General features: G+C 33.2%; 16 protein-coding genes and 1 pseudogene. 16 read left to right on the top strand and 1 reads right to left on the bottom strand.

Annotation, left to right across the window (positions count from 1 at the left end; genetic code table 11):
* Positions 1–666 precede the first annotated feature (666 nt).
* The 14 genes and pseudogenes from FHP04_RS13445 (at position 667) to FHP04_RS13380 (ending at position 22110) form a co-directional block, all read left to right on the top strand.
* Positions 667–1044 (top strand): hypothetical protein, encoded by a 378-nt coding sequence (locus tag FHP04_RS13445; RefSeq protein WP_139856659.1) that lies wholly within the window; start codon positions 667–669, stop codon positions 1042–1044.
* Between the two features lie 491 nt (positions 1045–1535).
* Positions 1536–3707: a hypothetical protein gene (locus FHP04_RS13440; protein WP_139856658.1), complete on the top strand. Its 2172-nt coding sequence runs from the start codon at positions 1536–1538 to the stop codon at positions 3705–3707.
* A gap of 162 nt (positions 3708–3869) precedes the next feature.
* The gene (locus FHP04_RS13435; RefSeq protein ID WP_139856657.1) at positions 3870–5984 is read left to right on the top strand and encodes a DNA gyrase C-terminal beta-propeller domain-containing protein; all 2115 of its coding nucleotides are present in this window, start codon (positions 3870–3872) and stop codon (positions 5982–5984) included.
* Between the two features lie 317 nt (positions 5985–6301).
* A pseudogene (locus FHP04_RS13430) lies at positions 6302–6742 on the top strand (hypothetical protein); the annotation flags it as partial.
* 57 nt (positions 6743–6799) lie between these two features.
* Complete coding sequence (locus tag FHP04_RS13425) at positions 6800–8353, top strand: type I restriction-modification system subunit M (RefSeq protein ID WP_139856656.1); 1554 nt, start codon at positions 6800–6802, stop codon at positions 8351–8353.
* Positions 8350–9561: a restriction endonuclease subunit S gene (locus tag FHP04_RS13420; protein ID WP_139856655.1), complete on the top strand. Its 1212-nt coding sequence runs from the start codon at positions 8350–8352 to the stop codon at positions 9559–9561. Before FHP04_RS13425 ends, FHP04_RS13420 begins: the two co-directional genes overlap by 4 nt.
* Positions 9562–9637: 76 nt before the next feature.
* Positions 9638–10204: a hypothetical protein gene (locus FHP04_RS13415; RefSeq protein ID WP_139856654.1), complete on the top strand. Its 567-nt coding sequence runs from the start codon at positions 9638–9640 to the stop codon at positions 10202–10204.
* 355 nt (positions 10205–10559) lie between these two features.
* Positions 10560–12209, top strand: a complete 1650-nt coding sequence (locus FHP04_RS13410; RefSeq protein WP_139856653.1) for an ATP-binding protein — start codon at positions 10560–10562, stop codon at positions 12207–12209.
* Between the two features lie 45 nt (positions 12210–12254).
* Positions 12255–15431 (top strand): type I restriction endonuclease subunit R, encoded by a 3177-nt coding sequence (locus tag FHP04_RS13405; RefSeq protein WP_139856652.1) that lies wholly within the window; start codon positions 12255–12257, stop codon positions 15429–15431.
* 2 nt (positions 15432–15433) lie between these two features.
* On the top strand, positions 15434–16636 hold the full coding sequence (locus FHP04_RS13400; RefSeq protein WP_139856651.1) for an AlbA family DNA-binding domain-containing protein: 1203 nt from the start codon (positions 15434–15436) through the stop codon (positions 16634–16636).
* Entirely contained in the window at positions 16623–17315 is a 693-nt protein-coding gene (locus tag FHP04_RS13395) for a M48 family metallopeptidase (RefSeq protein ID WP_139856650.1), read from the top strand. The genes FHP04_RS13400 and FHP04_RS13395 overlap by 14 nt, the downstream gene beginning before the upstream one ends.
* Before the next feature lie 18 nt (positions 17316–17333).
* Entirely contained in the window at positions 17334–17864 is a 531-nt protein-coding gene (locus FHP04_RS13390; RefSeq protein WP_139856649.1) for a hypothetical protein, read from the top strand.
* Positions 17865–18985: 1121 nt separating this feature from the next.
* Positions 18986–21301 (top strand): GEVED domain-containing protein, encoded by a 2316-nt coding sequence (locus tag FHP04_RS13385; RefSeq protein ID WP_139856648.1) that lies wholly within the window; start codon positions 18986–18988, stop codon positions 21299–21301.
* Between the two features lie 209 nt (positions 21302–21510).
* Entirely contained in the window at positions 21511–22110 is a 600-nt protein-coding gene (locus FHP04_RS13380; protein ID WP_139856647.1) for a hypothetical protein, read from the top strand.
* A 2-nt stretch (positions 22111–22112) separates the two neighbouring features.
* On the opposite strand, the gene FHP04_RS13375 is transcribed toward FHP04_RS13380, so the two are convergent.
* A complete protein-coding gene (locus FHP04_RS13375) occupies positions 22113–23390 on the bottom strand; it encodes an NAD(P)/FAD-dependent oxidoreductase (protein WP_139856646.1) in 1278 nt (425 codons plus the stop codon).
* A 101-nt stretch (positions 23391–23491) separates the two neighbouring features.
* Between FHP04_RS13375 and FHP04_RS13370 the strand changes: the two genes are divergently transcribed.
* A complete protein-coding gene (locus FHP04_RS13370; RefSeq protein ID WP_139856645.1) occupies positions 23492–25018 on the top strand; it encodes an HAL/PAL/TAL family ammonia-lyase in 1527 nt (508 codons plus the stop codon).
* Between the two features lie 61 nt (positions 25019–25079).
* Positions 25080–26213, top strand: coding sequence for a WG repeat-containing protein (locus FHP04_RS13365; RefSeq protein ID WP_139856644.1), 1134 nt, complete (start codon positions 25080–25082; stop codon positions 26211–26213).
* The last annotated feature ends 199 nt before the right edge of the window (positions 26214–26412 follow it).

The following is a 26412-nucleotide window of genomic DNA, read 5'->3' as shown; positions in this document are numbered from 1 at the left end:
TAACTTCACCACTTTTTGTATTCTTTACAAGATCGAAGTGATTGATTAAAAATTCAGGCAGGATAAGTTTCAGTAGGTCTAGATAATTGTCCAAAGCTTTGTTTTAAAAAAACAAAAATCAGAATTCTATTTCAATTCACACACAACTTTTGAGAATGATCCGTTTTATCTACTCTATTTTTACTGTTTTTATCTTATTGGTTGGAGTAATGTTAGTCGATTTTATCGTTTTAACTCTGTTTTATTGATTGTAGAATTAGGCTAAGGATCTATAATTCCAATCTTTAATGTTATATGTCCTGTTGTTAAATCTTTTATGCATTATAATTTTAACTTACGAACCGAAGAAAAGATTAATAAGTTTAATAATGTTAAAATGTTAAAAATTTTAATATTTTTGAACAAAGCTTGAAGTAATATTCTCCCCCCGATTAATTAAACTGTTTTTGTTTTCTATTTATTTGAGCTTCCATCAACTTTATTATTATTTGAAATACTTTTCGAATAAAATTTAGTGCAATTGTATAATATAGATGCGATCCTTGTATTGTAGTAATGAAAGTCTTTCATTATAGAGAGAATATTATGTATCATAAAAATAAAAAAAATATATCGTAGTTTAATTCTAATGCTAAGTACTATTTAGCTATTCTAAAAATAATGATTATGAAAATAAAATACGCAATGGCATTTTTGCTTGTTAGCTTATTAACATTAAATGCATTTGGTCAGATTAATGCAATAACAGAAAAAGGAGATTCAATTATTATATATAGTAATGGAACTTGGAAGGATAAGCTGCCTACTGTATCGGCCGAGCCTATTGATTCTAATGTAAATGCGACTGTAACTGTAGATGAGTTTTCGAATAAAAAATCTATTAAAACAGAAAACTGGTTATCATTTGGTGTTTCAAAGTCAAAATCAAAACTATCAGGTTATGCAACGTATTATAATGAAGGAATTTACGCCGTTAATCTTTCTATTAGCAGTGATTTGGGCTGTATGTTACAACAAGATTCAACTTTAAAAGTAAAATTGTAAAATGGTGAAATTGTAGAATTTATCCAAGTAAGTAAAACGGATTGTGGCAGGTTTGTATCTGCATCCTTCGCACCAGTTACAGAAGTCATTTTAAAAAATGAGGATTATAAGGTCTATATTAAAGAAAATGTTGAATTATTAAAAGAGTATGATTGGGTTAGTATGAGAATCCAAGGTACAGAGTATTATACAGACATTTCCCCTAGAATTTCAAAAAAGTTTCCGAATCCTGAACAGTTTTTTAGGCAACACTTCATTGCTATTGATGGTAAATTATAGAAGTTTAAGTGTGTCATTATTAATTGTTTCTGATCTTATTTGTACGAAATTAGTTGAAATTTAAGAATATTCTTCTATAAGTTCTTTTAGGTCTTTATTGTCTAGGATTCTGAAGGGTTATCTATTTTTCTTACACCTTCACAGGTTAATATACAAAATAGGTTTACTTTATCACCCAACTGTCATAAGTAACTATTATTTTATATAAGCAAATGAAACATCTTGATATTAAGTTAGAAAACTGTTTTGGTATTGGAAAACTAGAACACCAATTTAATTTTGATCTTAGTAATACTCACTTAGTGTATGCGCCAAACGGAACAATGAAAACTTCGTTGGCAAAAACTTTTGAATTAATATCACAAGGTGACACGATAGACAAACCTTGTGACAGAATTTATAAATCTAGAATTTCTAAATATGATGTCCTTAGTGATGGTGTAGAAATTGATCCTAATGATATATTAGTTATAAATGCAGAAGATGATAGTTTTGATGCATCAAGTAAGATCAGTAGCTTTCTTGCTAGTAAGGTATTAAAAGATGAATATGATGAAATATACCAAATATTAAATGAATTAAAACTTGAGTTTGTAAAGAAATTAAAAAGCATTTCGCAAAGTACTGATTGCGAAATAGAATTAATACATACATTTCAAGAAGATGACAATTTTGATTTCTTTGAAATATTAAATAATCAAATAGGTTTTTTAAAATCTGAATTTGAAAAATACGATTTTCGGTATAACGATATTTTTGATAAAAAAGGAAATGTGGAAAAATTCCTTGATAGAAATAAAGACATTTTAGATCAATATTCTAAAGATTATAAAAATATTATATCTAAATCTAAATTTTTCAAAGAATCTTCTACTAATACATTTGGCACATATCAAGCAAACACTATAATTAAATCAATCGAGGATAACTCATTTTTTGAAGCTGGTCATAAATTCGTATTAGATGATGGTACTGAAGTCGAAAATGCCGATGCCTTAAAGTCTATAATTGATAATGAAATTCAAAACATATTAAATGATGAAAAGTTAAGGAAGTCATTTGAGAAGGTTGACAAAGCGATTGGATCTAATGCAGAGTTGAGGTCTTTTAAAAAAGTTATAGAAAAAGATAATTTGATTTTAGTAAAATTAAAAAACTATGAAAATTTTAAGCGAGAGGTATGGATTAATTACTTGTCAGAAATCAGGGGTGAAGCTATAAACATTGTAAATCAGTACAATAAGAAAAAAAATAGATTACAGGAAATAATTAGTGAATCTAATAAAGAGTTTGAACTATGGACCAATATCATTAAGATATATAATTCTAGATTTCACGTTCCCTTTAAAGTTAATATTCTAAACCAAAAAGACATTATTCTAAAAGAAGACACTGCAAATTTGAGTTTTGAATATTCTGACAGGGGCGAGGATGCCGTAAAACAAGATCGTACAAATTTGCTTGCAATATTAAGTAAAGGTGAGCAAAGAGCTTATTTTATATTACACTTTTTATTCGAGATTGAAGCAAGAAAGTTAAGAATGAATAACAATTTATTGATTTTTGATGATGTTTCGGATTCATTCGATTACAAAAATAAGTTTGCTATAATTGAATATATGAGAGAAGTTCATCAACAAACCCAATTTAAAACGATTGTACTAACACATAATTTTGATTTTTATCGTACTGTAGCTTCGAGATTGCAATTAAAAAGAGAAGCAATTTATATGGCTACTAAAACTCACCAAAATGAAATAAATATTCACAAAGGTGAATATGTTAACGATGTTTTTTCTTATTTTATTAATAACTTTAAAAACCCGAAGTTCTTCATAAGCCTCATTGCTTTTGTAAGAAACCTTATTGAATACAGTGATTCAAAAAAGAATACAGATTATTTAACATTAACATGTTGCCTTCATAGGAAGGAAGAAACTGAAAATTTAAAAGTATATCAGATCTTTAATATATTTAAAGATAGGTTGGTTAAACTTAAAGATAAAACTATAAATTTTGGAGACAAGAATCTGATTGAACTTATTAATGAAACTGCGGAATCAATATGTGTTGAAGGAAATAATGAAATAGCATTGGAAAATAAAATATCTTTAGCAATTGCAATCAGACTGGAAGCTGAGAAATATTTAATAAACAAATTACCAAAAATTGATATAACTAAAATAAAAAAAAATCAAACTCAATTTTTATATAAAGAATATTGCAATAAAAATCCTGACAGTGAGGCTCGTTTTACTTTAGATAAAGTTAATTTAATGACTCCTGAAAATATTCATATTAATGCTTTTATGTTTGAACCACTTATCGATATGTCTAATAACCATTTAATTCTTTTATATAATGAAGTCAAAAGTTTGAACTAATCACTAACTATTAGAATGAAGTGTTTATTGAATCTAAATCTTGTCGTAATCTCGCTCGTAGAATTTAATTCTCACAATTCAACATGAAGTTTAGAGTATCCTAAGTTTTTTTTAAAAAAAATCACCATTTCTACTACAATTAACAAATTAACATATCTACCTATGATATTATTGATGAACAAGGATCTTGAGTTTCAAACTATAGAAATTAATGAATATGTTCAATTTGCTGAAAATATCGTTTTTAATAAGAAGAGGAAAAATAAATTTATAGCATCTCCTATTTTAATTGAAGTTATAACTGAAAAATCAAAATTGCTGTGCTTTACTCAATCTGGTAGTTTTTTTTCGATGCTCATAAACGAATTGAATGATGAAAGTAATGTAAAAGAACTACTTCATATAAATAGGCAAGATAAGGTTATAAATATTATATGTATAGAGAATGGATCTAGTCATTACCAAAATTTAGATTTGATTTTTGTGACTAGGAATGGTATCGTTAAACGATCAAAATTAGATTTATATTTAAATAATTCATTAGTTGTAAAATCTGCTATTAAATTAAAAAAGAATGATTTATTGGTAGATGTCAAGCTTAGTCGACATCCTAATGATAGAATTTTGATATGTAGTAAGTCCAATAGGCTTATGAGGTTCGATGTTAGTCGAGTTAAAGCATCGTTAATTAACACTATAGGAATTAAGGGTATTAATTTGGAAGATGAGAATGATTATGTTGTTGGAATGTCAATTGAGGAAGGTGCAGAAGAATACCTGCTTACCATAACAAATACTGGAAATACTAGAAAATCTGAAATTAATGATTATCGCATCACGTACCCTGGCGGAAAAGGAGTCAAAAATGGGGATGATAAATATAATATTGGTGTTACTCTAACAATTGATTTGGCTCAGAATAAAAACGTTTTTCTGGCTTCTACAAATTTGAATAATGATATTGCTTTTAGAGCTAATGATTTAATTAAAAAGGGAAGAGTAGATAAAGGAAGAAATATCGCGAAATTAAGTAAAGGTGAAAAAATAGTGAATGTTGTTAGACTACCTCATCAAAAAAAGTTGGGGATAAGTGTAATTAATTTTATTTATGGGGAGAAATATGATGGAGGGTTTAAAGATGACAAAAGACATGGCTCAGGTTGTTTAGTGTTTACTAATGGAAATAAATATATAGGAGGATTTAAAGATGATAAATTTGAAGGAAATGGAACCTTAACATTTTCAAACGGCGATAAATATGTTGGTGGATTCAAAAAAGGTAAATATGATGGAATCGGGGTTTTAACTTTTTTAAATGGTGATAAATATATTGGAGATTTTAAAGATGGAAAGTATAATGGTTCTGGCACCTTCATATCATCAAAAGGGTTTAAATACATTGGAGAGTATGAGGATGGTAAATTCAATGGATCGGGTGTTTTAACATCTTCCGATGGTGAGAATTACAAAGGTGATTTTAAGAATAATAAATATGACGGGTTCGGCACTTTAAACTACAAGAATGGTGATAAATATATTGGAGATTTCAAGGATGGAATAAAAAGTGGATTTGGAACTTTAATTCTTTTAAATGGTGAACAAAAAATTGGAAGATTTGAAGATGATGTGTTTGAAATAGCTAAGAAAACATCAAGTAATAACCAAGTAAATTTTAATAGAAAATTATTCCAATCAGTTAATAAAAAACATTATTTATTTTTTGATACTGAGACAACGGGACTTCCAAAAAACTATAATGCTCCAGCAACAGATTTTAATAATTGGCCTCGCCTCGTTCAACTTGCTTATCTTCTTTTTGATGATGATGGAAATAAGGTGTCAAGTAATAACTTTATAATAAAGCCAGAAGGTTTTACTATTCCTATAAGTGCATCCAACCTACATGGGATAACAACTGAGAGAGCTTTGAGAGAAGGGGAATCTATTATCAACGTATTAAAAGATTTTATTTTACAAGTAAGTAAGGCAGATTATTTGGTGGCTCATAACATGGAATTTGATGAGAAAATAATTGGTTCAGAGTTATTAAGAAATGGTTTTAAAGATTTTACAAAAGATAAAAATAAAATATGCACTAAGTTAAAATCGACAAAATTTTGTGCAATAAAAAGCATATATGGTTACAAGTGGCCAAGTCTTTCCGAATTGCACATAAAACTATTTGGGGTTGATTTTGAAGACTCGCATGACGCCATGGCAGATGTTTCAGCAACCGCAAAATGTTTTTGGGAGCTGAGAAGTATCGGTGAAATATAGTTTAATCTTCATATAGCTTAATTTTTTAATACTCTTTTATCTAATTAAGTTTTGATAACCAAAACAATTGAAGAGCATTTAATAAAACAAAAAATATTCATACATTAATTTTACATTCAGTATAAGTGACCATTCTCCATATTAAAAACAATTCTATCTCATAAAGTTTTTTTAGAATTTAGATATTACTATTTTTAACAACTCCCCTTAGAATGTCTAAAAGAAAATCAATTATAGGGCGGCTTACAATGAATAGTTGCTAATAATTTTTTAGGGAATCCTGTTTTATAAAATTTTTTAATAGTTAATCTCAGTCTATGGGAAATATAATGTCTGAATCAGATACAAGGGCAAATTTTATTGATCCAGAATTGGCTGGATGTGGATGGGAGCCCATTCATATTGTTAGAGAATATTATTTTACTGATGGTAGAAAACTATTAGGAAATAAAAGAGGTAAACGGCTCTTCCTAGATTACTTGTTAAAGTATAATAATACCAATTTAGCCATTGTAGAAGCGAAAAAGCTAGATGATCATCCCACAAAAGGTTTGCAACAAGCGCTCGAATATGCCGAAAAATTAAAGATCAATTTTGTGTATGTTACTAATGGTTAACGTATTTATGAGTTTGATAGAAGTTCAGGTAAAACTAGAAGACCTCGTATTCTGTTTTTAGCCGATAGAAATGTTTTAGCAGATCAAGCAATAAACACTTTCAACCATGAAAATGATCTTATAAAATTTGATGTAGAAGAAGAAATAAAAGCTATTGAAATAAAACTCAACCAAATAAAATAACACAAACCCATTTAAATGACCCTAAAACTAGAAACCCTCGAATCCTGGCTATGGGATTCAGCGAATATATTACGAGGTAGCATAGACTCCTCAGATTTTAAAAACTACATCTTCGGATTACTGTTTCTTAAACGTGCCAATGACGTTTTTGAGGAAGAAGTAGAAAACATTATGGAGCGTGATAAGGTTTCAAGAGAAGAAGCTGAAGAAGACACCTACATTCAAATTCCACAAGAAGCTCGTTGGAAATTTATTACTAGTCAAACGGAAAATATAGGTGTAGCTCTCGATAAAGCTTTTGCGGCTATTGAACGTGAAAACACCACCTTAGAAGGTGTGCTTACTGCCACCAAGTTTGGTGATAAAGAAAAACTTTCTGATGACCTCTTACAGCGTCTTTTAAGCCACTTTAATCAATACTCTCTCAGTAATGCTGATTTAGCCACTCCTGACCTTTTAGGAGATGCTTATGAGTACCTAATCAAGCAGTTTGCAGATGATGCAGGTAAAAAAGGAGGAGAGTTCTATACGCCAAGAGGTGTGGTGCAATTAATTGTAAATCTTATAAAGCCTGAACCTAAAAACAAGGTGTACGACCCAACATTTGGGAGTGGTGGTATGCTCATAGAATCTGCACGTTATATTGCAGAACAACCCAATGGAAAGGTTGGCAATAACATAAACGTTTCCCTCTTTGGCCAAGAAAAAAACCTGAGTACTTGGGCTATTGGAAAGCTGAATATGATTCTGCACAACTTTATGGATGCAGACCTTCGCAAAGGCGATACACTTACAGACCCAAAGCACCGCAATGAAGATAATGAGCTAATGCTTTTTGACCGTGTTATAGCCAATCCTCCATTCTCTATGGATAAGTGGTGGACTGTTGCGGAAACCAACTTACAAACCAAGTTGGGTAAAGATGGTAAAGAAAAGAAAATATCACCTAATTACTCCAAAGTAGTATCAGACCCTTATGGTCGTTTGCAATATGGCGTTCCCCCAAGAGGCTATGCAGATTTTGCCTTTTTACAGCATATGATTGCTGTACTAAAGCAAGATGGAAAGGCTGGAGTTGTTTTACCTCATGGAACTTTGTTTCGTGGAGGCGCAGAAGGTAAAATTCGTAAAGCCATACTAAAAGCTGATTTGGTTGAAGGCATTGTTGGTTTGCCAAGCGCTCTGTTTTACAATACAGGTATTCCCGCATCTATATGGATTATTAATAAAAACAAAACCGAAGCCCATAAAGGCAAGGTGGTTATTATCGATGCCAGCAGCGAATTTAAGGAAGGCAAAAACCAAAACGAACTGGAAGAAAAACACGTTTCCAAGATTGTCGATGCTTATGATGGTTTTACCGATATTGAAAAATATATGCGTATTGTTCCTTTAGCTGAAATTAAAGAGAACGATTACAACCTAAACATTTCCCGATATATAGACACCAGCGAACCCGAACCTATTGTGGATTTGGCTTTGGTGAAAAGGAATATCGAAGTTTTGGAAAATAAGGAACAGGAAATTGACCAAAAATTGGCTGCGTTTTTAAAGGAGTTGGGGATATGAGAGAGGAATATAAAAATAGTCCCATAGGAGAATTTCCTAAGAATTGGGAGGTCGTCCAATTAAATGAGGTCTTAACAATTGGTAGTGGGCGTGATTATAAGCACTTAGAAGAAGGTGATATTCCTGTTTATGGAACTGGAGGATATATGACATCTGTTAATGAGTATTTATATGACGGGGAAAGTGTCGGAATAGGAAGAAAGGGTACAATCGACAAACCTGTTTTTCTAAATGGTAAGTTTTGGACAGTCGACACCTTATTCTACACTCATTCTTTCAAAGAAGTTTTGCCTTATTACATCTATCTAGTTTTTCAATCAATTAATTGGAGAAAACATAATGAGGCTACTGGAGTTCCAAGTTTATCTAGGACAAATATTGAAAAGATAAAGATTCCAAAACCTCCCCTCCCCGAACAACAAAAAATAGCCGAAATCCTTTCCACGGTAGATGAAAAGATTGAAGCCATAGACCAACGCATAGCCGAAACCCAAGCCCTTAAAAAAGGCCTGATGCAACAATTGCTCACCAAGGGCATTGGGCATACCAAATTTAAAGATTCGCCTTTGGGGGAGATTCCTGAGAGTTGGGAATTAGTCCCGATTTATGAACTTCGAAATAAAGCTGATAGATATGGATTCACTGGAGGTCCATTTGGGTCAGATTTAAAATCAGAACATTATACAGAGACTGGCGTGAAAATTCTTCAACTTCAAAACATTGGAGAGGGTAAGTTTATAGACAAGGGAATTACCTTTACTTCAGAAGAAAAGGCAGATGAGTTATTCTCTTGTAATATTTTTCCTGGAGACATAATTCTAGCAAAGATGGCTCCTGTTGCAAGAAGTTGTAAGGTTCCATTTACAGATGAAAGATATGTAATGTGTTCTGACGGGATTAGGTTATCTGTCGACAAAGAGAAATTTAATAACGAATTCGTCTTTCAAGCTATTAATTCAAAATATTTCTTAGATAATGCGGAGGCAAAAAGTACAGGAACAACTAGAGCAAGGATTGGATTGAAAGATTTAAAATTAATTCCTATTGCTGTTCCAAAAGACATTAAAGAGCAAGTAGAAATAGCAGAAATCCTAAGCTCAGTAGACGAAAAAATCCAAATCCAACAAGACAAAAAAGCCGAATATCAAGAGCTTAAAAAAGGCTTGATGCAGCAGTTGTTGACGGGGAAGATTAGGGTGAAAGTTTAATTATAAGAGTATGAAATTTCACGAAAAATCTAATAATATGGGCTCTGTTACTATGATAAAGATATAATTATAGGTTATGGGTCTTAGTTACCAGACATACGAAAAACTTCGAAATGAAGTAAGCCAAATAATAAGCGAGGATAAAAATATTCAATGGTATACTCACTCTTACAAGGTGTTTATATCTCAGCCATTGGATACCATAGATGATTTTTGGAAAATAGTTTCATTTGCATATTCCTGGATGCCTACAATTCCAAATATTTATATGCAAAAGCTCGAGGATAGCGATCGCTTGATTATTGAGTTAAAGAAACTCAAGCAAAGCAATGGTGACGTCAAATGGCTAATTGAAACACTCACTCCTGTTATAAACAACAGCGTTGTAGGAGTGTCTAAGGTTCTTCATTTTGTCGCTCCCCTTGAAATTCCTATTTATGATAGTAGAGTAATCAGGGCTTGGTCAAAATTATTTAGAGAAGACAAGCAATTGCGTCTTCAGTATCGACCTAATGGCGACATTGGAAAAGTACTTTTTTATATTGAAAAGATGAAAGAGTGGGTAGTAGAATGTAAAAAGGAGAAAGAGGAACTCACGCTACGGGACATTGAATTGGTGTTATACTACTATGGAGGAAAATAAGATGATAATATATAATCAAGTAAAGAGTAATTAAAAAGAGAAAGAGCGTTTATCAGTTGGATATTAGGTTATTTTCCAAATTCACAATTACAAGACATTTTGGTAAGATAGGTTTGATTCTAATCAAAATATAGATATTTTTAAAGACGATACTAAAGAGTTTGCCTTACCAAATAGATTCAAAATTTCAGATTTAATATAAATGAGCAACAATCCAGAATACCTCCAAAGCGAACTCCCCGCCATTACCCTTTTTCAAAAAATGGGGTATCAGTATTACAATGGTGCTACACAGGATGAACATTTGGATATTACCTAAACTAGGATTGCGAAAACATAATTAAATGAAAGTGTAATGGAAGAAAATAGTCACTTCGATAAAAAGTCATTAAAAAAAGTAGAAGGACCTACAGCTGATTGGAATGAATTAGCCAAAGAGTGCGTTTGTTTTGCTAATGGTGTTGGTGGTGAGCTTTTGATAGGCATAGAGGATGACCAAGAACTTCCAGAAGCCACTCAAATAATAAAACCCGCCACAGTTGATAAAATCAATAAAACGATACCTCAGCTTACACTAAATGTTGGTATAGTTGCAACGATTGAAACTGCACCTAACGGTGGCGAATACATAAATTTAAAAGTTTTTCGAAGTAGTCAAACCATTGCTTGTACTTCTAGCGGCAAGTACTATATACGTATTTCGGATGAATGTAGACCAATCTTACCAGAAGATATGACTAGAGTAGCTGCTGATAAGCAAGCTTTTGTTTGGGAAGAAAAGGTCGTTAGGAAAGTGAAATTAGAAGATGCTAATTATCAAAAAAGAGATGCGTTATTGTCTGATATTATTAATTCAGAACGAGTAAGTGACTTCGTAAAAGAAATGTCCAGAGAAGAGCTTTTAGAACATTATTTATTAACGTCAAATGAGTATTTAACTAATTTAGGGGTTTTATGGTTTGGAAATAGAAAAGATAGAGCGCTTATGCACTATGCGCCTACAATTCAATTTATTAAGTATGACGAAAGAGGAGATAAGATAAATAAACGGATTTGGGATGATTTTACTAAAAATCCGAAAGAGTTATTAAATGAAGTAATTGCTTTACCAGACTGGAAGGAGTCTGTAGAAATTTCAGATGGTATTTTCAGAAAAACGATTCCTAATTATGATATTGAAGTAATTAGAGAAATAATTGCAAATGCACTTGTACATAGGGTTTATACAATGCGAGGCGATATTTTTATCAACTTATATCACGATAGATTAGAAGTTCACTCACCTGGCAGATTGCCCTTAGGAGTTACTCCTGCTAATATTATTTCCAAATCGGTTCAACGAAATCAGCATTTATCGAAAATTTTCCACGATTTAAAATTAATGGAAAAAGAAGGCAGCGGATATGATAAAGTTTTTGAAATTCAGCTTTTTAATGGTAAACCTGAGCCCGTGGTTGAAGAATTGGATGATAGAGTTATAGTTACTTTAAAAAAGCAAATTATTAGTAAAGAGGTTGTGAGATTAATGTCTAACGTTAATGATACGTTCAATTTAAATCAAAAGGAAATTATAGCCTTAGGTTTAATTGCTCAAAGTGGAGTATTATCGTCCATTTCATTAACGAGTAAATTGTGCATAAGAAATAATGACTCTTTAAAATATTGGATGGGTAACTTGCTTAAAAATGAAATTGTCTTAAGTAAAGGAAAAACAAAAGCAACCGAATATCATATAAACCCTGAATTATTAAGGAACGTAGATTTTAAAGGTAAAACCGATTTAAAGAAAATTGAACCACATCGCTTAGAACACCTTATATTAGAGGATTTAAAAACATATGCACCTTGTTCTATTGGAGATATTCATCAAAGAATAGGGTTAGAAATAAATAGAAGAAAAGTCAAAAGGATGCTAGATGAAATGGTTTTAAAAGGAGTAGTTAGCTCCGAAGGAGAGAAAAGAGGAACCAAATACTTTATCGACCAAAACGCTATAAATAATTAATAATTGGTCGATAACTGGTCGATAACTGGTCGATAACTTGAAATTATGAATAACACACCCGAATACACCCAAAGCGAACTCCCTGCCATTACCTTTTTTCAAAAAATGGGCTATCAATATTACAATGGTGTTACAGAGGGTGAACGTTTGGATATTACGGAGACTATCCTAAAAGACAGATTGCTCAGTGCTATTAAAAGATTGAACCCTTGGATAAACGAGAACAATCTCAATAAGGTGTATTCACTCATTACTTCCGTTACTGGCACTTCCTTAATGGAAATCAACGAAAAAATTTGGCATCTCATTAAAGGTGGAACGCACACCGTAAAACAAGTTATCGATGGTGTGGAGAATTTTCATCCTGTTCATTTTATAGATTATTCAAAACCAGATAATAACGATTTTCTAATTGTCAACCAAATTAAATATCACGGAGGCGCACAACATTCTATTCCAGATTTAGTAGTTTATATAAATGGTCTGCCCATAGCCATTATAGAATGCAAATCCCCAAAGGCCAACAATGCCTGGGATACTGCTTATAGTGATTTAAAACACTATCAAGAGAACTCAGAGAAGCTATTCCATTTCAACCAAATATGCGTTGGTCTTTGGAGAGATGGAGGTAAATATGGAGCCATCGGTAGTCCTCAACAATTTTTTTCAGTTTACAAACCTTCCAAAGGAGAAGACCTTAGTTTTCTAGGAGAGGAACCTACAGTTCAAGACATATTGATCTATTCTCTTTTTAGAAAGGAAAGGATTTTAGATATTATTCGTCATTTTGTGCTTTTTGAGATTGAAGAAGGAAGAACCATTAAAAAGCTGCCACGTTACCAACAATTACGTGCTACCAATAAAACTATAGCTCGCTTAAAAGAAGATGAAGGAGGCGTTGTTTGGCATACCCAAGGAAGTGGAAAATCACTCACTATGGCTTTTATAACTCGTAAACTTCAAGCTCCTGAGTATGGTTTTAATAACCCCACCATTTTAGTACTAACAGACCGTAAGGACTTAGATAGGCAGATAACCACCACATTTCAAAATGTCGGGTTTAAAAACGTAAAACAAGCTACTTCGGTAGCACATCTTCAAAAACTTTTAAGTAATGATTATGGGGCTATTATAACTACAACTCTTCAGAAGTTTCAAGAAACAGATAGAGAATCCACTTCCGAAGAAGACCAAACAGAGATAGAAGAAAAAGGAAATATTACTATTGAAAAGCAAGTTGTAGATGGCAAACTTATAAAGATTACCAGAGAGCTCATCGATGGAAAATGGCAAGAAGTAGAAAGGACTGAAGTTGACCTTGACAAACTCTCCACTAAAGAAAATCTTTATGTATTGGTAGATGAAGCCCACAGAAGCCACTATGGTTTCTTAGCTGCTTTTATGCGTTCTGTATTACCAAATGCAAAGTTTATAGCTTTTACAGGAACGCCAATTTCTAAAGAAGATAAATCCACTCTTGGGGAATTTTACGGAGGTGAATACATAGATGTTTACACCATAAAGGAATCTGTGGCCGATGGTGCCACTGTGGAGCTTTTATATGATGAGGGTATTGCAAAATTGGATATCAAAAAAGAAGAGCTCGATAAAGAGTTTGATGAGAAGTTTAAAGATGAAACTGAAGAGAAAAAGGATTTACTAAAACGAAAAGCCTTACGTAAATACCAGCTTTCCAAGGAGCGTATTGCTGAAATAAGTAAACACATAATCACCCATTATAGAGATAAGATTTTTCCCGATAAGCACAAGGCAATGATTGTCTGTTCTGGAAGGGATGCGGCCATAAAATATCAAAAGGCAATTCTTAAACTAAAAGATGAAGGTTTCCATAATTTTGAATCCAAAGTAGTCATCAGTATGGGCTCCCCCAAAGCAGATCCCATTGCAAAAAATTACTTTAAGACCTTGGAATGGAACAAGGCAAACCCTGATAATCAAAAGCCGATTTTGGTAGTGCCCCAAGAAATGGTAAAAACAGTAACCGAAGATTATAAATTACCCTTTGGAGATGAAAATGATAAAGAAAAGTCAGGGAAGAAGAAATACAATAATACAGCATTTCTAATAGTTTCAGATATGCTTTTAACGGGTTATGATGCTCCAATAGCCTCTTGCTTGTATTTAGACAAACCTTTAAAGGAGCATAATCTTCTTCAAGCGATAGCAAGGGTTAACAGAAGTGGAAAAGGAAAGAGTGCCGGCTTTATTGTAGATTATAATGGCATTTCGGAATACTTAATCCAAGCTTTGGAAATATTCTCAGGAGATTTAAGACCAGATGACATTCTCAAAAATATCAACGAAGAGCTTCCATTGCTTGAATTAAATCACACCAAATTAGTAGATTTCTTTAAACCCCTGAAAACGGACAGAAAGTACGATAGAGAAAGGTATATAGATAGAGCAATCAGGTTTATTGAACCATTGGATAAAAGAGATGAGTTTAAAACCTTATTAAAGGATTTCAATAAGTCAATTAATCGTATTCTACCAAACCCAAAAGCACTTAAATATGAAAAAGATTTTGAGCTTTATAATGAATTAAAGCTAAGAGCAAAAAACGCTTTTCCTGATGATGAAGGATTACGAATTAGTGAAGATGAGAGTAAAATGCTTCAGGATATGATTGATAAACACCTTAAATCTGGAGGTGTAGAAAATCTTTTAAATGAACCAATTTCTATCATAGACAAAGAAAAATTTAAAGAGGAAATGAGAAGTGCTTCTCCTGATACCAAGGAGCTAAAAATGCGAAATAATCTAAAACACACCATCAAAGTAGGTATAGATAAAAACCCAGATTTCTTCAAACCTTTAGCACAGCGATTGGAAGAATTACTACAGGAATATGCGGCTAAAAGATTGAATCAAACTCAATTACTTTTGGCATTCTCAAATATTCAGGACGACATTATAAAGCAGCAACAAGAAGGCGACGAAAAAGGCTTTAATACGGAGCGCTCTAAAGCGGTTTTTGCGTCAATGAAGACTATCTTTGATGGAGAAGCAGAAGAAGCTACAAAAAGCTTGTTTAGCCTGATAGATGGTGAATTAGGTATTGTAGACTGGGAGAATAAAGGAAGGGTTAAAAAGGATATTGAAAACAAAATAAAACGATTGCTACAGAATAAGTTAGACTCCAAAGAGGCTAAAATAAAAGCTAGGGAGATGGTGGATGTTTTGGTTAAAAATAAAGGATAGGGATGATACACTATAAGGTAAAAGCACGATATGCAATAAATTTAGGTACGGATGATTTTCAACTAAAAGAGGTTGAAGAAATTTTTACGAACGAGAACCCCATAGAGGCTCGAAGGGAAGCCTATAGCCACTACGAAAGTTACTTGGATGTAATTGAGGCGGATGCTTTCGAGGAGATATCAATTATGAATCAATTGTTAACTCCATATGTTGAATATTACAATGAAAAAGGAGAATTTCCCTCTAACTTCCCAGAAAACCTTGGGGTCGGACTCTATTTCTTTAGCGATGATGAAGAGTTATTATCAAAAGGAGAGGATTATTTTTTAATGGGGTGGAATGATTCTGCTTACGATACAGAAAAAAACTTAGAGCTGGAAAAAAGTATTTATGATTTAAATAAATGGGACACCCAAAATTGGGTTACTACAATAAAGTATTATGACCTAGAAAAACACACATTAAGTACTATTTATATAGAAGACCCAAAAGCTGTAGTATTCTCAGAAGTTTTATGGACACCATCTGAATTTTGGAGTGGTAGCAATCCTTCAGCTTGGTTTGAAGATGATGATTTAGATGAAGATGAAAGAGCAGAATATGAGAGGGTAAAAAATCAACTTGAATTGCAAAATGGTAATATATATGAAGAAGGTGAAGTAGAAATTGAGAAATTTAAAAGAAAAGTTGATACGCAAAAAGAAGATAACTCATTGGTATCTGGGATAATTAAACAAGGCGAAAACAGAAATCTTGAATTTAAATCCTCATTACGGTATTGCCTAAAAACAAATGAGCCGAAAGAGTATATTGAACATAGTATCACGAAAACTATTAGTGCCCTCGCAAATACAGAAGGTGGGGTTCTGTTAATTGGAGTCGATGATAAAGGCAATATACTTGGTTTAGAGAACGATATTAAAACATTTAAATCAAAGTCTCAAGATGGATTTTTAAAACACTTTGATAATTTAATTAGAGACCATTTTACTGAACCAATAGATGCTATATTGAATTATGGATTCGAAGTCGTACAATCTAAATTGATTTTTCTGGTGAATATAGAAAAAAGCAATAAACCAAGATTTTTAATAACCAAAAAAAGAGGTAAAGAATTTTATATAAGAAGAGCTGCCTCGACTAATGGCTTGGATATAGAAGAAACGGCTCAATACATTATTGATAAATGGTATGCCAGAGATTAAGTACGGAAATAAAACTATTGAATACACCATTCTTGAAAAGGAAGGGCTCAGATCCCATTACATAACTGTAGAAAAAGGGACAGGAGTTACTTTGAAGGGGGAAGCTATACCTATTGAAAAAAGTGATAAACTAATCGCCAAAAAAGCCAAGTGGATAATAGATAAATTAGAGCTCGTTAAGTCCATAGGGGAAGATAAGATTGTTACTGGCTCCAGGATTCAATATTTAGGCAGAAAGTATTATGTAGAGATATTCATCAATGAAGATATTGAAAACATAGAAATAAATTTCACTGAATCAAAGTTTAAAGTGCTTACCCCAAAAAGGCTAAACAGCCAATCCAACTTAATTGAAGCCTTTGAAACCTTCTTCACTCAGAAAGCCGAAGAAAAGATAAAACCAAGATTAAAAAAGTGGTCAAAGAAAACAGGCTTGAACTATAAAAAGGTTCAGTTTAAACAACTGGAGAAACAATGGGGTAATTGTACACCCAATAATTCTATTACTATCAATATAGAATCTATAAAATTACCGTATTCACTAATAGATTACCTGCTAGTCCACGAACTAGTTCACACCAAAATAAAAAATCATTCAAAGGAATTTTGGGCAGAACTCTCTAAACACATTCCTAATTGGAGAGAACTGAATGATAGGATGTATGGGATGAGGTTGTAATATGAGGAATTTACGATATTGGAAAAGGATTTAAGATATAAAGTAACAAAAATGGATGCTTTAATTAATATTTTAACACTGTGGCTTAAGCCTCTCTATGAGAAGCATTATTTATTTTATTCGATAATTGTAGAGTTTAGAAATAAATTACCGAGGGTGCAGAATGAAGCTAAAAAACTATCTACAGAAGATCTTGAGAATAATTTAGTATTTAAAGGAATTTCAAAGTATTCCACGGTTATTAATCTATCTACTCAAAAAGTTAGCTTAACAGAAGCTGATATTGATGATTTCTACAATAAGCTGAATAACTTTAATTATGACTTTATACTATTTAAAAAATATTATAGGGATTTTGTTAAAAATTTAAATAGGTTTTCTCCAAAAGCTTCAAATACTGATTTTGACATAGCAATTCTAAAAGGTCTATTAATTGAAGAAAGGCATAGACCCTTAAGACCTTTTCCAATATTAATATATCATATTAAATTCAAATACAAACTGACCTCCTGGATATTTAAAAGAAATCGAAAATTTAGAAGAAGTTAAAGACTATTTTGGGGTTAAATAGGTTGAACAACTTCCAATGCAATACCCAAAAAAATATAATATCACTTACCTTCTTACCTAGTCCTTTATTAATAAGGGTTAAGCGATTTTATTTGCTAATTCAAGCTACTGTTATTGGCCTTAAATTATCAATATTATGAACTTTCTTTTAGTGTCAATTTATATATTTAATCAGTACTAATTTTTATAAATATTCTACAAATAGAATCTTGAGTTCGCTAATGACCTCATCAGAATTCCTTTAAAAACTTCCACCATTGCTCATTCAAGTTCTAATAAACACTCTAAATAATTAATCCTCATTTAAGTCATCCTGCTTTGTAAGTTTTTAGTCTTATTCAGCTCCTCTACAACTGATTTTTCCAAATAAGATTTGCTTTAAACTATTCAATAGTGTGTCATAGGTTAAATTATCAGCCATTTAAGAAATAAATAAATGAATTATAATTAATTATGTTAAATGATTAATAATGAAATATGTGTGTGCTTGTAATTATAAAAATAATGAAAATTATTTGGTTTATTTTAGTTGGAAAAACATCATAAAATCGGATGTGATTGACAGACAGTGTGTTACTGAAAAAGCTTGATTTTACTATGGCTTAGAGCGTTTTTATTAAGAGGATTTTATTTTTTAAAAAAGATTTTAAAAGAATTGGTTTTTATCATAATTTATTCCTAAGTTTGAAAGGAATTAACATTAATTAACCTAGAATTATGAAAGTAAATTACTTATTCGCTGCTATTCTTGCATACCCTGCTCTTTCTTCAAAGCAAAAAATTTTAGCTTTTATTAATTCTTTAAAACCTTAATGTAAAAACACATTAAATCAATTTTTGTGCTATTAAATTAAGGAAGTCCAAATCGTCTTACTAAAGTTGTAAATCACAGAATTAACAAGTCTGGAAAACGTACAACGGCAGAAGAATAAATTTCCAAAGTTTCCATACCAAAAATGTATCGAATGCTATTTAGTTATAAAACGTGGTAACTATGTTAGTTAAGTTTTGATTGCTTTAATGTGTCACAGAGATAAAAAATGGTAAGTCTTACTTACTTCTGATAATAACTTAATTTTTAACCCCAAATCTTTTTAATTATGATGAAAAAAATACCAAAGTATTTATGCGGATCATGGCTTATGTCCACGATGTTGTTTTTCGGAGCGGTTCCGACTAGCGAAGCCCAAACAGATTTGAGTAGCTCTAGAGCTAATTCAAGTTGGACTAATTTTAATGAACGAACTAATGGTGTAGGAGAAGTTATCGTTAATGGAGTAGATCCAAATACGTTTACTTTCCAAAACGCGTCAACATCTTCTTACCCACGTACTCAAGCGACGGTTGTCTACGATAACGGACCTCTTGTAAATGTAGCTGGAACTCCAGATTTGAGTGTTTTAGAATCTATTACATTAGGAATGAACACCCTTGGTGGAAACGTGTCAAACGCAGCTGGATTTGGTTTTGCAGATGATTTTGAATTACTTGCTGAAACTGAAATCACTGAAATTACCGGATATGCATACCAAACAGGTGCTACCTCCACTAGTATTAATGCAATGTATGTAACAATCTGGGATGGAGACCCAAGTGATGCAGCTTCTACTATAGTTTGGGGAGACCAAACAACTAATGTGTTCACTTCTGTAGAAGATATTAATACATTTAGAGTTGCGGAGGATGACCAAGGAGGTAGACAAAGAATGATCCAAAAAGTAAATGCTGCTATTACAGGTCTTACTTTAAGTGCTGGTACATACTGGTTAGAATATTCATTTGATGGTACCGGAGGGTCTGGACCTTGGCAGCCGCCGGTAGTTGTTTTAGGTGCTGATTCAACAGGAGACGCCCTTCAAAAATCTTCAACAGGATGGGGTCCTTGGTTGGATTCAGGTACTAATACACCACAAGGAGTGCCATTCCAAATTCACGGTGAAGAAGCTGGTGGTGGCGGTGGTTGCGAATGGACAGTTATAGTTCAAGGTACTAGCTTTGGTGATGAAGTTGAATGGGAGTTAAGAGAAGCTGGTGGTGCTGTATTGCTGTCTGGAGGCGGCTACGGTCAAGGCTACTACGACGAGCAAACAACAAATGCTGAGGGGCCGCTAGAGTTCTATATTAACTCTATTGGTACGTTTGGAGATAATACTCCAGCATACACCATTTTAACTGATGGGAACGAAATTTTAGACGGCGTTCTTCCAGGTGGTGAAGAAGCTACATTTAGCGACTTAAATTGTGACACTGGTGGTGGAACAATTACTTACTGTATACCTGAAGGAACAAACGATACTCGTTTTATAGACAACTTTAGTACGACTGGAGGTTCTGAGAATGTTTCAAATATGGCGTCTGGTTTCTCACCTGCCGGATATGGAGATTTCTATGATACACATACTGTAGCTCAAGAGCTTGGTGGTGAAGTTGAATTTGCTGTTGATGTGGAAGGTGGTACTGCTGGATTTAGAATTTGGGTAGACTGGAATCAAGATGGTGTTTTTGATACTACTACTGAAGTAGTTTACAACTCTACTAGTTATGAGACTAGCCATGCTGGAGCGTTTACTGTTCCTGCTGACGCTTTAGAAGGTGATACTAGAATGAGAATTGTTAGTCACTGGTTAAGTACAACTGGAGATGTTGATCCTTGTGAAACTGGATTTAGTTACGGAGAATTTGAAGATTATAAATTCACTGTAGGTGCTGGTACTGGTGGTGGAGGTTACTGTATCCCTGTATTAGATTGTACAGATAACGATATGATTACTAATGTAACTTTCCAAGAAATAGACAATACTACTACTTGTAGCCCTGATGGATATGGCGATTATACTGCTATGTCTGGAACTGTTGCAGCAGGTGAAACGTACCCAATTTCGGTAAGTGTAGGAAATGGATGGGCAAGTGAGTCTGTATCTGTATGGATCGATTTTGACAACAGCGAAACTTTTGAGGAGTCTGAGTTTTTCTATATCGGAACTGGATCTGACGAAGCTTTAACAGGTGAATTAGCGATACCAGCTGGTCTTGCAGATGGAGACTACAGGATGAGAGTTCGTGTGGCAGCAGTAGGACAAACTACAGCTACTTGGGATATGTCTTGTGATGAAACTCAAGGATACGGAGAAACTGAAGATTATACCCTAACAGTAGACAGTACTGCAGGTGTGAATGATTTTTCATCAGTTAACTTTTCGTACTTCCCTAACCCAATGCAAAATGAACTTAACATTGCTTCAAACTTAAGCATTGAGTCAATTTCAGTGTACAACTTATTGGGTCAAGAAGTAATGAGCAGCGTAAACGTATCTAACGGTAAGGTTGATGTTTCTGCATTATCAACTGGAACTTTCTTATTCCGTGTTACTTTTGAAGGCGGATTAACAGAAAACTTCAAAGTTATAAAGCAGTAATTAATTTTTAGTTAAATTCAATTCAAGCTGCCTCCTATTAGGAGGCAGCTTTTTTTATTCTTTAGTTTATTTGAAGTAGATATTTAGCAAACAAAAATTTGCTAAGTCTATACGGTGAATACGTCTCGATATTATTTTAACGATTTAAATAATTTATTAGAAGATGATAACTATCTTTAAAAGATGTATTTAACTAACACACTTTAATTATGAAAAAAATAGTTTTAATCCTTTCAATCTTACTGAGTTCTACAGTTATGTTTTCACAGAAAGTAAAGGTGATAGAAGGGGATTTCAAGAACCTTAAGGGTATTGCAGTCTATAACTTGGAGTTTGATTACACTGGAGTTCAGATTCCAAAATACGATTCGGAAGAAGCGTTTTTAAAGGATAAAATGGAAAAACGTGAAAATAAGGAGGCTGGAGCTGGAGAGGAATTTAAAAAATCTTGGTTTGCAGATAGGGAAGAAAAATATGAGCCAAAGTTTATCGAATCTTTTAATAAGCGTTTTGATGGTGAGGTACGCGTAGCCAAAGATATAGATGCCGAATACACAATGAAAATTCATTCCACAATGATGTGGGCAGGATATAACGTTGGGATAGTTAGAAAAAACGCTAAGCTTGAAGCTACGGTTTCGGTTTATAAAACAAGTAACCCCTCCGAAGTACTATGGTCTGCCAATTACACCAAAGTAGAAGGGAGTGGCGCTATGGGTTACGACTTCGATTCTGGATACAGAATTTCTGAAGCTTATGCTAAACTAGCTAAGGAAGTTGCTTACAACATAAAAAAGAAAGCAAAATAACTTTACTCGCTTAATCGCTCATTTTCCATATCAATAACCTTAGCAACCGTTTTAACCAAACGGTTGTGGTTTTTTACAAAAGGATTGGTTTCATCCCAAACATAACCTGCAAGTACAGCGCAAATTTGTTCTTTAATAACAGGATTTTCTGGTCGGTGAAAAAATATTTTCTGAAGATTCCCTGTGTACCATTCTTTTACATAGGTTCTAAATACATCTACACCTCTCATTATATACCCTGTGTACTCTGCTTCCCAATCTACTTGTTCGCCTTTTAATTCTTTGGTTATTAGTTTGGCCGATTTTAATCCAGATTCGGTTGCGAAAGTTACTCCCGAAGAGAATACCGGGTCTAAAAATTCGGCGCTATTGCCGGTAAGAGCATAGCCCTTTCCGTAAAGTTGTTTTACAGCCTTAGAGTAATTTTTAATTGTATAAGGTTCAAATAAAAATTCTTCATCTTTTAGTCTATCGTAATAGTAATCGGAAATTTTTAGCATTTCCTTCATTTTCTCTGCATTTGTGCCTTTGTAGGATTCTATAAACGAGGTTGGTCCTACAAAACCAATACTAGTAACACCGTTTGAAAAAGGAATCACCCAAAGCCAAACATCATCTCTTACAACGTCAAAGGTTATAATAGTTCCTTCTACCCCTTCAGGTCTTCTATTTTCCTTAACGTGAGTGAATATTGCTGAATTAGCATCAAGGGAAGAAGGTTTGTCTAAATCTAATAATCGAGGTAAAACTCTTCCGTAGCCACTACTATCAATTATAAACTTGGCATTTATTTTATATTCTTTTCCATTTTCATCTTTTACAGTTGTGGTAGAGCTTCCCACCCCTTGAGTCAAATTAATATCCTCATCGTTAGTATTGAATTGCACATCGACAACTTCATGCCCAAACGAAACATCTACGCCTTTCTTCACTATTTCTTTAGCCAATGTGTTATCAAAATCAGCACGAGGGACTTGCCAGGTGTAATCCCAACCAGGAGTGTGTTTTTTGCTAAAATCGAAATTACAAACAATGTTGTTTTTCAAAAATCGAGCTCCAGATTTTATTTCAAATCCTTGTGCCATCAAACAATCTAATAGCCCAGTCTCTTCAAAATGATCCATACAACGCGGTAATAGACTTTCGCCTATCACAAAACGTGGAAAGATATTTTTTTCAACTACTTTGCAGCTTATTCCATTGTTGTTTAAATAAGCAGCAGCCACGCACCCCGAAGGACCAGCTCCAATTATTAACACATCAACATTAATATCATTCATATAATTAAGAAATAGATTGTTAAAAAAATATAAATTTGCAGTGGAAAGTTACCAATTTATTTTCGCAGTACACATTTTTACACACTTAGATTCAAGAATAAATGCCAATACTACAAGGAAAACTGGAAATAGCAGATTTTGAAAAAACGATCTTCAAAAATGAAGCTGTCCAACTTCACAAAGATATAATAGAAAGAGTTCAACGTAGTTTTAATTTTCTGAAAGAATTTTCTGAAAATAAAATTATTTACGGTGTCAATACTGGCTTTGGGCCAATGGCGCAATACAAGATTAAAGACGACGAACGCATTCAATTGCAATACAATCTTATCCGTAGCCACGCTTCTGGAACAGGAAATCCTATTCCTGCTCAACACGTACGCGCGGCAATGTTGGCTAGATTAAATACTTTAAGCCTAGGTAATAGTGGTGTACATCCGTCTGTAATTTACTTGATGAGCGAATTGCTTAACAAAAATATTATTCCGCTAATTTACGAACACGGAGGTGTAGGGGCGAGTGGTGACTTGGTACAACTGGCACACTTGGCATTGGTGCTAATTGGCGAAGGTGAAGTTTTTTATAAAGGCGAACGAAGAAATACAGCAGAAGTTTTCGAACTAGAAAACCTCGAACCTATAAAAGTTGAGTTACGTGAAGGTCTAGCGCTGATGAATGGAACTTCGGTTATGACGGGTATTGGTGTTGTAAATGTACTTTATACTAGAATTATAATGGATTGGATGATTAAAGCGTCTTCTGCCATCAATGAAATTGTAAAAGCTTACGACGATCATCTTTCTTTCGAGTTGAATCAAACAAAAAGACACAACGGCCAACGTAAAGTTGCCGAGATGATGCGCACGCATTTAAAGGATAGTACGCTTACAAGAAAACGTGAACACCATCTATATAACGGAACTAAAGAAGAAGATGTTTTTGTTGAAAAAGTACAAGAGTATTACTCTTTGCGATGTGTTCCGCAGATATTAGGTCCAGTTTTAGACACGCTCGATTCTGTTGAAAATATTTTAATAGAAGAAGTAAACTCTGCAAACGACAATCCTATTGTAGATGTTGAAAATAGAAATGTATATCACGGCGGAAATTTCCACGGCGATTATATTTCATTAGAAATGGATAAACTGAAAATTGTTGTGGCTAAAATGACAATGCTTTCGGAACGTCAACTTAACTATTTATTGAACTCAAAACTTAATGATATTCTTCCTCCATTTGTTAATTTGGGGAAATTAGGTTTAAATTTCGGAATGCAAGGAGTTCAGTTTACTGCAACTTCAACAACAGCAGAAAGTCAAATGCTTAGCAATCCGATGTATGTTCATAGTATTCCAAACAATAACGACAATCAAGATATTGTAAGTATGGGTACAAATGCTGCGCTTATCACTAAAAAAGTGATAGAAAATGCATTCGAAGTAGTTGCAATAGAGTTAATTACTATTGTTCAAGCTATTGAATATCTAGAAGTACAAAATCAAGTGTCTTCTGAAACCAAAAAAATGTATCAGCAAATTCGTGCGATAGTGCCTGTATTTAAAGAGGATGTGGTAATGTATCCTTATGTAAATGAGGTGAAAGAGTACTTGATGAATACTTCCAAATAAAATTATTCAGTCTCCTCAAAATTGTTTATTTTAACTTTAACTAACTTAAAATAAAAATATTATGAAATCGATACTTACAATTCTGAGCATTTTTTTGATGGGGATTAGTGCTGTAAACGCCCAAGAACTCGCCTTAGTACGAGACGGCGGAAGCTTTGGTTATATAAATAGATCTGGTGAATTTGTAATTCAACCACAGTATGACAAAGCAGGTAGCTTTTCGGGCAAGTACGCTGCAGTAATGAAAGACAAAAAATGGGGAGTTATAAACGCCACAGGAGAGTGGGTAATTCAACCTACTTACGATCGTATAAAGCCTTATAATTCTGGATACTTTTTAGTTGAAGAAGGTAAAGAGTGGAAGTATATAAACACTAATGGCGAAACCCTTAACACACCTGCCACCGATAAGTATTACGACTTCGATCAGGGCGTGGCAATTATTAGAAGTGGTGATAAAGTAGGTTTGATAGACACCAGTGGGAAAGCGATTGTTGAAACAAAATACGATGAAATTAAAAGTTTTAACGATGGCTATGCAAAGTTTAAAGAAGGAGAAAAATGGGGGTTGATAAGCAATAAAGGAAAGGTGTTTGTAGCTGCTGAATACGATGAGATTGGCGATTTTAGCAAAAATGGTATTTGGGCTAAAAAAGGCGATAGCTTTGGTGTGATCAACAACGGAACCTTTACACCGATTAATGGCGTTGAGAAAATGTGGGATTTCACAAATGATTCATCGCTAACTTATGCACGAAGCGGAGGTAAAATGGGATTTGTAAATGCTATGGGAGAATGGGTTGTACAGCCAACTTACGATAAAGTTCGTGCGTTTAATGCAGGTCTTGCTCCAGTTAATATGGGAAAGGAATGGGGATACATTAATGAAAAAGGTGAAAAGGTAATAGATATAAAATACAGAGACGCCGAGATATTTTCAGATGATGGTTTAGCACCCGTAAAAGAGAAAAAACTTTGGGGCTTTATAGACAAAACAGGAAATCTAGTAATTCCTATGGAATATGATATTTCAATTGGTATGTTTGGGTTTTTACAAAAGGGATCTGAAAAAGGTTTCCAAAACGGACTTGCGCGTGTGAAGTATAAGAAAGAATGGGGGTTTATAAATAAGAATGGCCAAGTAGTCGGCAAATGGTTCCAAAACGCAGAAAACTTTGTAGATGTTTCTAAATAGAATTTCTACTGAAGAAAATTGGGAATAAAAGATTGAGATTTAAATATATTGTAAAATGTTCCTCCCCTTTTTTCAAGGAATATGTGGAGCTGATTACAAAGAATAATTTATGGGTTTTTACTAATTAATTATTAGTTGTAATCTTTTAGTAAAAGACTAAGAATTAAACATATTAAAAAGTTCCTCTCCTTTTTTCAAG

Origin of the sequence: Aequorivita sinensis (assembly GCF_006346335.1) — a bacterium.
Lineage (GTDB): Bacteria > Bacteroidota > Bacteroidia > Flavobacteriales > Flavobacteriaceae > Aequorivita > Aequorivita sinensis.
This window is presented reverse-complemented; position numbering and strand designations above follow the sequence as displayed.

Bases quoted from the DNA above. Each gene is read 5' to 3' on its own strand.
- FHP04_RS13400 (WP_139856651.1), top strand. From the start codon at position 15,434: ATGATACACTATAAGGTAAAAGCACGATATGCAATAAATTTAGGTACG.
- FHP04_RS13395 (WP_139856650.1), top strand. From the start codon at position 16,623: ATGCCAGAGATTAAGTACGGAAATAAAACTATTGAATACACCATTCTT.
- FHP04_RS13445 (WP_139856659.1), top strand. From the start codon at position 667: ATGAAAATAAAATACGCAATGGCATTTTTGCTTGTTAGCTTATTAACA.
- FHP04_RS13425 (WP_139856656.1), top strand. From the start codon at position 6,800: ATGACCCTAAAACTAGAAACCCTCGAATCCTGGCTATGGGATTCAGCG.
- FHP04_RS13440 (WP_139856658.1), top strand. From the start codon at position 1,536: ATGAAACATCTTGATATTAAGTTAGAAAACTGTTTTGGTATTGGAAAA.
- FHP04_RS13370 (WP_139856645.1), top strand. From the start codon at position 23,492: ATGCCAATACTACAAGGAAAACTGGAAATAGCAGATTTTGAAAAAACG.
- FHP04_RS13405 (WP_139856652.1), top strand. From the start codon at position 12,255: ATGAATAACACACCCGAATACACCCAAAGCGAACTCCCTGCCATTACC.
- FHP04_RS13375 (WP_139856646.1), bottom strand. From the start codon at position 23,390: ATGAATGATATTAATGTTGATGTGTTAATAATTGGAGCTGGTCCTTCG.
- FHP04_RS13420 (WP_139856655.1), top strand. From the start codon at position 8,350: ATGAGAGAGGAATATAAAAATAGTCCCATAGGAGAATTTCCTAAGAAT.
- FHP04_RS13380 (WP_139856647.1), top strand. From the start codon at position 21,511: ATGAAAAAAATAGTTTTAATCCTTTCAATCTTACTGAGTTCTACAGTT.
- FHP04_RS13410 (WP_139856653.1), top strand. From the start codon at position 10,560: ATGGAAGAAAATAGTCACTTCGATAAAAAGTCATTAAAAAAAGTAGAA.
- FHP04_RS13365 (WP_139856644.1), top strand. From the start codon at position 25,080: ATGAAATCGATACTTACAATTCTGAGCATTTTTTTGATGGGGATTAGT.
- FHP04_RS13435 (WP_139856657.1), top strand. From the start codon at position 3,870: ATGATATTATTGATGAACAAGGATCTTGAGTTTCAAACTATAGAAATT.
- FHP04_RS13385 (WP_139856648.1), top strand. From the start codon at position 18,986: ATGATGAAAAAAATACCAAAGTATTTATGCGGATCATGGCTTATGTCC.
- FHP04_RS13415 (WP_139856654.1), top strand. From the start codon at position 9,638: ATGGGTCTTAGTTACCAGACATACGAAAAACTTCGAAATGAAGTAAGC.